General features: G+C 70.7%; 12 protein-coding genes. 8 read left to right on the forward strand and 4 right to left on the reverse strand.

Annotated features, from left to right (window positions below; genetic code table 11):
• Positions 1-96: 96 nt before the first annotated feature.
• From ACFWXC_RS45655 to ACFWXC_RS45670, 4 genes are all read left to right on the forward strand, one after another.
• Positions 97-1,236 carry a 5-(carboxyamino)imidazole ribonucleotide synthase gene (locus ACFWXC_RS45655; RefSeq protein ID WP_384488877.1) on the forward strand — a complete coding sequence of 380 codons (1,140 nt, stop codon included), beginning with the start codon at positions 97-99 and terminating at the stop codon, positions 1,234-1,236.
• Entirely contained in the window at positions 1,233-1,757 is a 525-nt protein-coding gene (gene purE, locus ACFWXC_RS45660; protein ID WP_384488879.1) for a 5-(carboxyamino)imidazole ribonucleotide mutase, read from the forward strand. The genes ACFWXC_RS45655 and purE overlap by 4 nt, the downstream gene beginning before the upstream one ends.
• A gap of 21 nt (positions 1,758-1,778) precedes the next feature.
• Entirely contained in the window at positions 1,779-2,957 is a 1,179-nt protein-coding gene (locus ACFWXC_RS45665; RefSeq protein WP_384488881.1) for a dipeptidase, read from the forward strand.
• A gap of 206 nt (positions 2,958-3,163) precedes the next feature.
• Complete coding sequence (locus tag ACFWXC_RS45670; protein WP_384488883.1) at positions 3,164-4,258, forward strand: dipeptidase; 1,095 nt, start codon at positions 3,164-3,166, stop codon at positions 4,256-4,258.
• A 24-nt stretch (positions 4,259-4,282) separates the two neighbouring features.
• Here the strand turns inward: ACFWXC_RS45670 and ACFWXC_RS45675 are convergent, their stop codons facing one another.
• Together ACFWXC_RS45675 and ACFWXC_RS45680 are read right to left on the reverse strand one after the other, a co-directional pair.
• The gene (locus ACFWXC_RS45675; RefSeq protein ID WP_384488885.1) at positions 4,283-4,669 is read right to left on the reverse strand and encodes a VOC family protein; all 387 of its coding nucleotides are present in this window, start codon (positions 4,667-4,669) and stop codon (positions 4,283-4,285) included.
• Positions 4,670-4,682: 13 nt separating this feature from the next.
• Positions 4,683-5,042, reverse strand: coding sequence for a VOC family protein (locus ACFWXC_RS45680; RefSeq protein WP_384488887.1), 360 nt, complete (start codon positions 5,040-5,042; stop codon positions 4,683-4,685).
• A gap of 121 nt (positions 5,043-5,163) precedes the next feature.
• Here ACFWXC_RS45680 and ACFWXC_RS45685 point away from each other — a divergent pair, with 121 nt between their 5' ends.
• Positions 5,164-5,670 carry a CGNR zinc finger domain-containing protein gene (locus tag ACFWXC_RS45685; protein WP_384488889.1) on the forward strand — a complete coding sequence of 169 codons (507 nt, stop codon included), beginning with the start codon at positions 5,164-5,166 and terminating at the stop codon, positions 5,668-5,670.
• A gap of 131 nt (positions 5,671-5,801) precedes the next feature.
• Here the strand turns inward: ACFWXC_RS45685 and ACFWXC_RS45690 are convergent, their stop codons facing one another.
• Positions 5,802-7,145 carry a UDP-glucose dehydrogenase family protein gene (locus ACFWXC_RS45690; RefSeq protein WP_384488891.1) on the reverse strand — a complete coding sequence of 448 codons (1,344 nt, stop codon included), beginning with the start codon at positions 7,143-7,145 and terminating at the stop codon, positions 5,802-5,804.
• 178 nt (positions 7,146-7,323) lie between these two features.
• Here ACFWXC_RS45690 and ACFWXC_RS45695 point away from each other — a divergent pair, with 178 nt between their 5' ends.
• Both ACFWXC_RS45695 and ACFWXC_RS45700 read left to right on the forward strand, forming a co-directional pair.
• Positions 7,324-8,481 (forward strand): acyl-CoA dehydrogenase, encoded by a 1,158-nt coding sequence (locus ACFWXC_RS45695; protein ID WP_384488893.1) that lies wholly within the window; start codon positions 7,324-7,326, stop codon positions 8,479-8,481.
• Positions 8,482-8,723: 242 nt separating this feature from the next.
• Entirely contained in the window at positions 8,724-9,089 is a 366-nt protein-coding gene (locus tag ACFWXC_RS45700; protein WP_352220206.1) for a four-helix bundle copper-binding protein, read from the forward strand.
• A gap of 63 nt (positions 9,090-9,152) precedes the next feature.
• Here the strand turns inward: ACFWXC_RS45700 and ACFWXC_RS45705 are convergent, their stop codons facing one another.
• Positions 9,153-10,454: an LCP family protein gene (locus tag ACFWXC_RS45705; RefSeq protein WP_384488895.1), complete on the reverse strand. Its 1,302-nt coding sequence runs from the start codon at positions 10,452-10,454 to the stop codon at positions 9,153-9,155.
• 119 nt (positions 10,455-10,573) lie between these two features.
• Between ACFWXC_RS45705 and ACFWXC_RS45710 the strand changes: the two genes are divergently transcribed.
• Positions 10,574-11,122, forward strand: coding sequence for an acyl-CoA thioesterase (locus ACFWXC_RS45710; protein ID WP_384488897.1), 549 nt, complete (start codon positions 10,574-10,576; stop codon positions 11,120-11,122).
• The last annotated feature ends 51 nt before the right edge of the window (positions 11,123-11,173 follow it).

An 11,173-nucleotide genomic window follows, 5' to 3' on the forward strand; every position in this document is an offset into this window, starting at 1 on the left:
CGGAAAAGCGGGACAAGAGACGGCGAAGCGTCAGGTAAGAGCCCTGGTCGCGGGCGCGGAAACCGGCCACCGTGGCGCGGCCGATACTCTGGGGGCGTGACGTTCCCGGTAGTCGGCATGGTCGGCGGGGGCCAGCTCGCGCGTATGACGCACGAAGCGGGCATCCCGTTGGGCATCAGGTTCAAGCTCCTCAGTGACACCCCTCAGGATTCCGCGGCCCAGGTGGTGAGCGATGTCGTCATCGGCGACTACCGCGACCTGGAGACACTGCGCGCGTTCGCGCGCGGCTGCGACGTGATCACCTTCGATCACGAGCATGTGCCCACCGAGCACCTGCGGGCCCTGGAGGCGGACGGCATCCCCGTGCGCCCCGGCCCCGACGCTCTGGTGCACGCCCAGGACAAGGGCGTGATGCGGGCGAAGCTCGACGCGATCGGCATCCCCTGCCCGCGCCACCGGATCGTGGCCGACCCGGAGGACGTGGTCCGGTTCGCGGCCGAGGGCGACGGCTTCCCCGTCGTCCTCAAGACGGTCCGCGGCGGCTACGACGGCAAGGGCGTCTGGGTCGTGGAGACCGCCGAGGAGGCCAACGACCCGTTCCGGGCCGGCGTGCCCGTCCTCGCCGAGGAGAAGGTCGACTACGTCCGCGAGCTGGCCGCCAACGTCGTGCGCTCCCCGCACGGCCAGGCCGTCGCCTACCCGGTGGTCGAGTCCCAGCAGGTGAACGGCGTCTGTGACACGGTCATCGCCCCCGCCCCCGGTCTCGACGAGTCCCTGGCCCTGCGGGCCGAGGAGATGGCGCTGCGGATCGCCAAGGAGCTGGGCGTGGTCGGCCATCTGGCCGTCGAGCTGTTCCAGACCCGCGACGGCCGCATCCTCGTCAACGAACTGGCGATGCGCCCGCACAACTCCGGTCACTGGAGCCAGGACGGCGCGATCACCAGCCAGTTCGCCAACCATGTGCGGGCGGTTCTCGACCTGCCCCTGGGCGACCCGCGGCCCCGCGCCAAGTGGACGGTCATGGTCAACGTCCTCGGCGGCGACTACCCCGACATGTACTCCGCGTACCTGCACTGCATGGCCCGCGACCCCAAACTGAAGATCCACATGTACGGCAAGGACGTGAAGCCCGGCCGCAAGGTCGGCCACGTCAACACCTACGGCGACGACCTGGACGACGTTCTCGAACGCGCACGTCACGCTGCCGGCTACCTGAGAGGCACGATCACCGAATGAGCCCTGTTGTTGGCATCGTCATGGGTTCGGACTCCGACTGGCCCGTCATGGAGGCCGCCGCGAAGGCCCTGGACGAGTTCGAGATCGGGTACGAGGTCGACGTCGTCTCCGCGCACCGCATGCCGCGCGAGATGGTGACGTACGGCGAGCAAGCCGCCGGGCGCGGTCTGAAAGTGATCATCGCGGGTGCCGGGGGAGCGGCCCACCTCCCGGGCATGCTCGCCTCCGTCACCCCCCTCCCGGTCATCGGCGTCCCGGTCCCGCTGAAGTACCTCGACGGCATGGACAGCCTGCTGTCGATCGTGCAGATGCCGGCCGGCGTCCCGGTCGCCACGGTCTCGGTCGCCGGCGCCCGCAACGCCGGCCTGCTGGCCGCCCGCATCCTGGCCACGCACGACGAGGACCTGCTGGCCCGGATGCGGGACTTCCAGCAGGACCTCAACGACCAGGCGACCGAGAAGGGCAAGCGCCTGCGGTCGAAGGTCGAGGGCGGCTCCAACGGCTTCGGCTTCGGCAAGTAGGACTCCGGGAAGTAACACGCAATGACCTCTCTCGACGAAGCCCGGTCCCTGCTACGCGAGTTCCCGGTCGTCGACGGCCACAACGACCTGCCCTACGCACTGCGCGAGCAGGTCCGCTACGACCTCGACGCCCGTGACATCGCCGGCCACCAGAACGCGCATCTGCACACCGACATCCCGCGCCTGCGCGAGGGCGGAGTGGGCGCGCAGTTCTGGTCGGTGTACGTCCGCTCGGACCTGCCGGGCGCGGTCCCGGCGACCCTCGAACAGATCGACTGCGTACGGCAGCTGATCGCCCGTTACCCGGCCGATCTGCGGGCCGCGCTGACGGCCGCCGACATGGAGGCGGCGCGCGCCGAGGGCCGGATCGCCTCCCTCATGGGCGCGGAGGGCGGCCACTCCATCGACAACTCGCTGGGCACGTTGCGTGGCCTGTACGCCCTCGGCGTGCGCTACATGACGCTCACCCACAACGACAACAACGACTGGGCGGACTCGGCGACGGACGAGCCGAACGTGGGCGGTCTGTCCGCCTTCGGCCGCGAGGTGGTGCGGGAGATGAACCGCCTGGGCATGCTGGTGGACCTCTCCCACGTGGCCCCGACGACCATGCGGGCCGCGCTGGACACCACCACCGCCCCGGTGGTGTTCTCGCACTCCTCCGCCCGGGCCGTCTGCGACCACCCCCGCAACATCCCGGACGACGTCCTCGAACGCCTCCCCGCCAACGGCGGCGTGGCGATGGTGACGTTCGTACCGAAGTTCGTGCTCCAGGCGGCGGTCGACTGGACGGCGGCGGCCGACGACAACATGCGCGCGCACGGCTTCCACCACCTCGACACCACCGAGGACGCGATGAAGGTCCACCGGGCCTTCGAGGAGAGCCATCCCCGCCCGGTCGCGACGGCGGCCACGGTCGCCGACCACCTCGACCACATGCGCGAGACCGCCGGCATCGACCACATCGGCATCGGCGGCGACTACGACGGCACGGCCTTCACCCCCGACGGCCTGAACGACGTCTCCGGCTACCCCAACCTGATCGCCGAACTCCTCGACCGCGGCTGGTCCCGTCCCGACCTGGCCAAGCTCACCTGGCAGAACGCGGTCCGCGTCCTGGGCGCGGCGGAGGACGTGGCCCGGGACCTCCAGGGGACGCGGGGGCCGTCGAACGCGACCATCTCCCAGCTGGACGGCTGACCGGCGGGACGGGGCGGGGCGAGCGGTGCGACCGTCGGCCCCGCCCGGTCCGCCCCGATGCCGGCGGCCACCGGCTCCGTCACCCGCGCCGTGCGGGCGGCCGTACCCCCGAACGCCCCGTCCACCAGGAACCCTCCCGGGCGGCCGTGCGACGGTGGGCTACAGCCCCATCACGACGTAGCTCACGACGACGTACGGAGCCCGCAATGGCCGACCTCCACGACAGTCCCACCACGACCGAGGTCGGCGAGGACGACAGCATCCCGGACGACCCGTTCCCGGTGGTGTCCCACGCCGAGTTCCTGGAACGGGCCCAGGTCCTGCTGGCCGCGCACCCGGTCGCGGACGGCTACAGCGGGCTGCCGCGGGCGCTCGGGCCGCTGCCCTGGTACGACCTGGAACTGGGCGAGGCGGCCGTGGACACGGACGTGCCCCGGCTGCGCGAAGGGCACGTGGGCGCGCTGTTCTGGTCGCTGGACCTGCCGGAGGAGGAGCGCGGCGGCCGGGCCGTGGGGGCCACCCTGGAACAGCTGGACCTGGCGCGCCGGGTGGTCGGCAGGCACCCGGAGGGGCTCCGGCTGGTACGCACCGCCGGGCAGATCATCGACGCCCGCCACTGCGGCCGGGTCGCCGTGGTGCTCGGCCCCGCCTCCGCCGCCGCCCTCGACGACTCCCTCGGCATCCTGCGCGTCCTGAACTCCCTCGGCCTGCGCGTGCTCTCCCTGGCCGGGGCCGCCTGGGCGGACCGGGAGGGGCTGACCCGGTTCGGTGAGGAGGTGATCCGCGAGATGAACCGGCTCGGCGTGCTCGCCGACCTGTCCGGCGCCCCGGAGCCCGTCCTCGCCCGGGTGCTCGCCCTGTCCAAGACGCCGGTCCTGTGCACCCGCTCCGCCGCCGCGGCCGTACGCCCGCACCCCGCCAACCTCTCCGACGCACTGCTCGTGCAGCTGGGCGAGCAGCAGGGCCTGTGCATGGTGCCGCTGACCGCCGAGCAGTCCGGGCCGACCGTCCCCGACGTCGCCGACCACCTCGACCACGTCCGGATCGTGACCGGCCCCGAGTGCGTCGCCCTGTCCGGCAGCTACGACACCGGAGCCGCGCACCCGCGCGACCTCGCCGACGCCTCCCGCTATCCGCACCTGATCGCCGAACTGCTCCGACGAGGCTGGTCCGAGACCGAGCTGTCCCTGCTGACCTGGGAAAACGTCCAGCGAGTGCTACGCAGCGCCGACTTCACCGCCCGCGCGGCCCAACGCCGCCGCGAACCGACCCCCGCCACTGCGGCCGACCCGGAGGCGTGAGCCCGCCCGGTCCGGACGGCGTGATCAGGGGATCCGGCACAGACAGAAGGGATGGCCGGCCGGATCGGCGTACACCTGGAAGTCCTTCTTCTCCCGGTCCTCCAGATCCAGCGGGCGCGCCCCCGCCGCCAGCACCTTCTCGTGCGCCGCGTCGACCTCCTCCCAGGTGGACCCCGCGTCGAAGTCGAGATGGAACTGCTGGCCGTTGCGGTCGGCCCGCGGCCACTCGGGCGGCGTGTACCCCGCCACCCGCTGGAAGCCCAGCCGCGGTCCGTCCGGTACCTGCAGTACGACCCATTCGTCGTCCTCGGCCACCGGGGTACCCCCGGCCACGGCGGCGTAGAAGCCGGCCAGTGCGAGCGGGTCGGGGCAGTCGATCACTACGTTGCGCAGACGGGCGACGATCGCCATGAGTCCTCCCTGGTCAGCAGGCGCAGAGACAGAACGGGTGCCCCGCAGGGTCGGCGTACACCCGGAAGCCGCGCGACCTGTCCGCCGCGTCCAGTGGCTTCGCGCCCAACTCCAGCACCCCCTTCTCGGCCGCGTCCAGGTCGTCCACCACCAGATCCAGGTGGAACTGCTGGGAATCGCCGGGCGCGGGCCACTTCGGCGGCACGAGACCGGGCGCCTTCTGGAAGGCCAGCGCCTGCCCGCCGGGCACCGTCAGGTCCACCCACTCCTCGTCCCCCTCGACGCTGCCGCCCAGCACCGCCGCGTAGAAACCGGCGAGCGCGGACGGGTCGGGGCAGTCCAGGACGACGACACCGAGCTTGGCGAGAGCCATGACTTCCTCCTCGAAGTCCGAGGTGCCTGTTACCTGTAGGGCCGGGTAACCGGTCACCGTTACCGCATGCTGCCGTAGTGGAGGTAACCTCGCAAGGTAATTCGGGAGGTAGCTGGCAGGGATGAGTGAGAGATCGCCCGCGCCGGGCGGCCTGGCCCTGGTCGAGGCCCTGGTCAACACGCTGGACATCGAGTCGGGCGCCGACGCGCTCGACACGCCGGCCGGCAGGGCGCGCCTCGGCGTCACGGAGGCCGGACTCCCACCCGCGCGCGCCCTGCGCGAGTCGCTGCGCGCCACCCTGCTCGCCCACGCCGGCCACCCCCCGCACCGTGAGGTGACCCCGCTGGGAGAACTGCTCGCGGGCGCCCCCCTGTATGTCGCCGTCGACCCTGCCGACGGCGCGGCGGCCCTCGTCCCCGGCGACGCGGCCCCGCTGCTCTCCCGGATCGCCGCCGCCGTCGCCACGGCCCTGGTGGAGGGCACCTGGACGCGCCTCAAGGCCTGCGAGGACGACACCTGCCACTGGGCGTACTACGACCGCAGCCCGGCGGGACGCGGCCGCTGGTGCTCGATGCAGGTGTGCGGGGCGCGCGCGAAGATGCGCCGGTACCGGGCCAAGGACAAGTAAGGCACAGGCAGTTCACCGGCCACACCTGTGCCGCGTGGTGCAGAATGCCACAAGGCACCGGTTCGGCCGACTGAGCCTCGGCCGAACCGGTGTCGTCCTGACGCCCTGAGCTGTAGCGCCCCCGTCAGGCTCTAGGCGGTCGGCCGCCCCATCGCCCGGTACGTCCACCCCGCCCGCCGCCAGACCTCCGGCTCCAGCGCGTTGCGCCCGTCGAGGATCACCTTCTCCGAGGCCACCGCACCCAGCGCGGCCGGATCCAGCTCCCTGAACTCCCGCCACTCGGTCAGGTGCAGCACGACATGCGCCCCCCGCACGGCGTCCGGCGCGGCGTCCGCGTAGCCCAGCGTCGGGAACAACCGCCGGGCGTTCTCCATCCCCTTCGGGTCGTACACCGTCACCTGCCCGCCCTGCAGATGGATCTGCCCGGCGACGTTCAGCGCCGGCGAGTCCCGTACGTCGTCCGAGTCCGGCTTGAACGTCGCGCCGAGCACCGCGACCCGCTTCCCGAGGAACGACCCGCCCCCCAGTGCCTCCCGGGCCATCTCGACCATCTGTCCCCGGCGCCGCATGTTGATGGAGTCGATCTCGCGCAGGAAGGTCAGCGCCTGGTCGGCGCCCAGCTCGCCCGCGCGGGCCATGAACGCCCGGATGTCCTTCGGCAGGCAGCCGCCGCCGAACCCGATCCCGGCGCGCAGGAACTTCTTCCCGATCCGGTCGTCGTGCCCGATCGCCTCGGCCAGCTTGGCCACATCGCCGTCCGCGGCCTCGCACACCTCGGCCATGGCGTTGATGAAGGAGATCTTGGTCGCCAGGAAGGAGTTCGCGGCCGTCTTCACCAGCTCGGCGGTCGGGAAGTCGGTCACCACGAACGGCGTGTCGTCGCCCAGCGGCGTCGCGTACACCTCGCGCAGCAGCTTCTCGGCCCGCTCGCTGCGCACGCCGACCACGATCCGGTCGGGGTGCAGGGTGTCCTGGACGGCGAAGCCCTCCCGCAGGAACTCCGGGTTCCAGGCCAGTTCGGCATCGGCACCCGCGGGTGCGTTCTCGGCGAGGTAGGTGGCCAGCCGCTCCGCCGAGCCGACCGGCACGGTCGACTTGCCGACGACGAGCGCCGGCCCGGTGAGATGCGGGGCCAGCGACGTGATCGCGGAGTCGACGTACGACATGTCGCACGCGTACTCGCCGTGCTTCTGCGGGGTGTTCACGCAGACGAAGTGGACATCCCCGAAGGCGCCGACCTCGGCCCAGTCGGTGGTGAAGCGCAGCCGCCCGGAGGAGCCCTCGAAGCCCGCCACGTGCCGGCGCAGCAACTCGTCGAGCCCCGGCTCGTACATGGGAGTCTCGCCGCGCTCCAGCATGGCGATCTTCTCGGGTACGACGTCGAGGCCGAGTACTTCGAAGCCGAGCTCCGCCATGGCCGCGGCATGCGTGGCGCCGAGATAGCCGGTGCCGATCACAGTGATCTTGAGGCTCATGGAATGCTCCAGCTCGGGGACGTTTGTGCTGCTGCGGGGCCGAGCATAACCGGGCCCTCCTGCGGGCAACTTTCCCGCTGTCGCGTACCTCACGTCACCGTTCCGTGGGCCGCGCTCTAAACTTTGAGTTACTTAACAGTAATTAGCGTCAGCACCACTGTGTCTGGAGTGAGAGACCTTGGCCGGATCGGCTGACTTCGACCTGTACCGCCCGTCCGAGGAGCACGACATGCTCCGCGACGTCGTCCGTGCGCTGGTCGAGGCGAAGATCGCCCCGTACGCGGCCGCGGTGGACGAGGAGGCCCGCTTCCCTCAGGAGGCCCTCGACGCGCTGGTTGCCAACGACCTGCACGCCGTGCACGTCCCCGAGGAGTACGGCGGTGCCGGCGCCGACGCGCTCGCCACGGTCATCGTGATCGAGGAGGTGGCCCGCGCCTGCGTCTCCTCCTCCCTCATCCCCGCCGTGAACAAGCTGGGCTCGCTCCCGGTGATCCTCTCCGGGTCCGAGGACCTGAAGAAGAAGTACCTGGCGCCACTGGCCAAGGGCGACGCGATGTTCTCGTACTGCCTCTCCGAGCCGGAGGCGGGCTCCGACGCGGCCGGCATGAAGACGAAGGCGGTCCGCGACGGCGACGACTACGTCCTCAACGGCGTGAAGCGCTGGATCACCAACGCGGGCGTGTCCGACTACTACACCGTCATGGCCGTGACCGACCCGGCCAAGCGCTCCAAGGGCATCTCCGCGTTCGTCGTCGAGAAGTCGGACGAGGGCGTCTCCTTCGGCGCCCCGGAGAAGAAGCTCGGCATCAAGGGCTCGCCGACCCGTGAGGTCTACTTCGACAACGTCCGTATCCCCGCCGACCGCATGATCGGCGCGGAGGGCACCGGCTTCGCGACGGCGATGAAGACCCTGGACCACACCCGCATCACCATCGCCGCCCAGGCGCTGGGCGTGGCGCAGGGTGCGCTGGACTACGCCAAGGGCTACGTCCAGGAGCGCAAGCAGTTCGGCAAGCCGATCGGCGACTTCCAGGGCATCCAGTTCATGCTCGCCGACATGGCCATGAAGATCGCCGCGGCCCGTGCCCTCACCTACCAGGCCGCGGCCGCCTCCGAGCGCGGCGACAGCGACCTCACCTTCCAGGGCGCGGCGGCGAAGTGCTTCGCCTCCGACACCGCCATGGAGGTCACCACGGACGCCGTCCAGCTCCTCGGCGGCTACGGCTACACCCGCGACTACCCGGTCGAGCGCATGATGCGCGACGCCAAGATCACCCAGATCTACGAGGGCACGAACCAGGTCCAGCGGATCGTCATGGCCCGGAACCTGCCGTAACGGCAAGGGAGTTCAGCACTTCTGGAAAGGCGCCCCGCGGGGCGCCTTTTCGCTGCCGCCGCGGACCGCGCCGTGGCGATCCCCGCGTCGGACAGGCCGCGGCCGGGCGGCGTTCGTACAGGTCGGAGCCGTATGGCCGACAGGCGTCCGGCTGTCGCCGAATGGCGCTACCGCTCGGTCGGGCTTAGAAGGAAGACGAACGGGGCCTGCCCCGGGCCCTTCCCCTCTCCCCTGGAGGAGCCATGACCCAGACCGGACCCATGACCGCCATGAGCAAGCAGATGCAGGAGTGCGTCAACGCGTGCATGGCCACCCACACGATGTGCGAGGAGACCATGAGCTCCTGCATGTCCATGGACGGCGGCCAGGCCCACATGAGGATCATGCGGGCGCTGATGGACTGCTCGGAGATGACCCGGATGTGCGCCGACATGATGATGCGGCGCTCGCCCCTGTCGGCCGAGATGTGCGCGATGTGCGCCAAGGCGTGCGACATGTGCGCCGAGGCGTGTATGTCCATGCCGGACGACCCGCAGATGAAGCGCTGTGCCGACGCGTGTCGCCGCTGCGCCGAGATGTGCCGGTCGATGGCGGGCGCGTCCATGTGACACCCCGCTGAGACGGCTCAGGGGCACCCCGCCGGGGTGCCCCTGAACCGCGTACGACCGGCCTCAGTCGCTGGTGACGGTGACCTTCTGGTCGTTCTTCAGTTCGTCGACCAGGGTCTTGACCTTCGCCTTGTCCCAGACGAGGTTGCCGCCCGAGGAGCCGGAGACCGGCATGTTCATCGAGGTGCCGTCACCGCCGTTGACGTCCTTCATCGCGAAGAACATCGAGGCCAGGTCCCACAGGCTCATGTCCTTGTCGACGGTGAGGGAGTCCAGGCCCGCGCCGAGCGTCGGGTAGAGCTTGAAGGGGTTCAGGACCGTCGACGGGGTGGCCACTTGGTGGGCCAGCGCGGCCAGGAACTTCTGCTGGTTCTTGGTGCGCTGGAGGTCGGACGCGGCGAAGGCGTGCCGGGTGCGGACGAAGGCGAGGGCCTCCTCGCCGTTCAGGGTCTGCTTGCCCGCCTTGAAGTCGGCGCCCGAGTACTTGTCCGTGAAGCCCTTGTCGATGTCGATCGTGACCCCGCCGACCGCGTCCACGATGTCCGCGAAGCCGGCGAAGCCGATCTCCACGTAGTGGTCTATGTGCAGCCCGGTGTTGAACTCGACCGTGCGCACGAGCAGGGTCGGGCCGTCCTCGGCGTAGGCCGCGTTCAGCTTCGTGTGCCGGCCGGTGCCCTGGTAGACCTTGCCGGACGTCGACCCCTTGTAGGAGGGGATCTCCACGTCCGAGTCGCGGGGGAGGGAGATCAGCGTGTCGCCGTTGTCGCCGACGTGCAGGATCATCATCGAGTCCGTGCGCTGGCCCTCGGCGGACCCCGTGTGCAGCTTCTTCTTCTCCTCGTCCGACATGCCCTTGCGGCTGTCGGAACCGACGATCAGGTAGTTGGTGCCCTCGCCGGCCGCGGGACGGTCGATGACCGTCGACAGGTCGACGTCCCGGTGCAGCTTGGAGTCGGCCCAGAAGTAGGTGGAGACGGATGTGACGATCAGCACGCTCAGGACGACGATCGCCGTCCACTTGATCCGCTTGCGCCAGTTCGGAGCCGGACGCGGGCCGCGCTCACGGGTGCCGCCGGGTCCCCCGCCCCCGGGGCCGCCGCCGTACACCTGGCCGGTGTTGTAGCCGTTGTCGTACCCGTTGTCGTACCCGGAGCCGTCGTCGTACCCGTTGCCGTACGCCGGCTGCTGGGGGACGCCGGCGTAGCCGCCGCCGCCCTGCTGCGGCGCGCCGTACGGCGGCGCCGACGGCTCCCCGCGTCGTACCTGGCGCATCACGCGGGCGCCCTCAGGCTGCGCGCTGGCGCTACCGCGTCCGTACCGGTTGCCGCGGTTGTCGTTCGACCGTCCCTCGGGCCATTCGTTCATGGGCCCCAGTGTGCAGGCAGCGCCTGTACCTCTTACAAGGGTCGTAGGAAAATCAGGGCACCGCTGTTGCGAACCCGACACAAATTCCGCGATTGTCGCTTCGTCATAAGGTAGGGGCCATGACAGACCAGGCCCCCGAGGCGGAATCCGATATACCCGGCAAGCTCACGTCCGCGTCCCGGACCACCCTGAGCCACATCATGACCCACAACGACACCAACCTCCTCGGCACGGTGCACGGCGGCGTGATCATGAAGCTCGTCGACGACGCGGCGGGCGCGGTCGCCGGCCGCCACTCGGGCGGTCCCGCCGTCACCGCCTCCATGGACGAGATGGCGTTCCTGGAGCCGGTCCGCGTCGGCGACCTGGTCCATGTCAAGGCGCAGGTCAACTGGACCGGCCGGACGTCCATGGAGGTGGGCGTGCGGGTCCTGGCCGAGCGCTGGAACGAATCGAACCCGGCCACCCAGGTCGGCTCGGCCTACCTGGTCTTCGCGGCGGTCGACGCCGACGGCAAGCCGCGCCGGGTACCGCCGGTGATCGCGGAGACCGACAGGGACCGCCGGCGCTACCAGGAGGCCCAGATCAGGCGCACGCACCGGCTGGCGCGAAGGCGGGAGATCCGCGAGCTGCGCGAACGCAGGGTGGCGGAGGGGTTCGAGGACTAGGCTGCGGCCCCGCGCCCCTGAAGGGGCGCTGCACGAGCGCCCCTTCAGGGG

Source organism: Streptomyces sp. NPDC058683 (assembly GCF_042716195.1).
Taxonomy (GTDB): domain Bacteria; phylum Actinomycetota; class Actinomycetes; order Streptomycetales; family Streptomycetaceae; genus Streptomyces.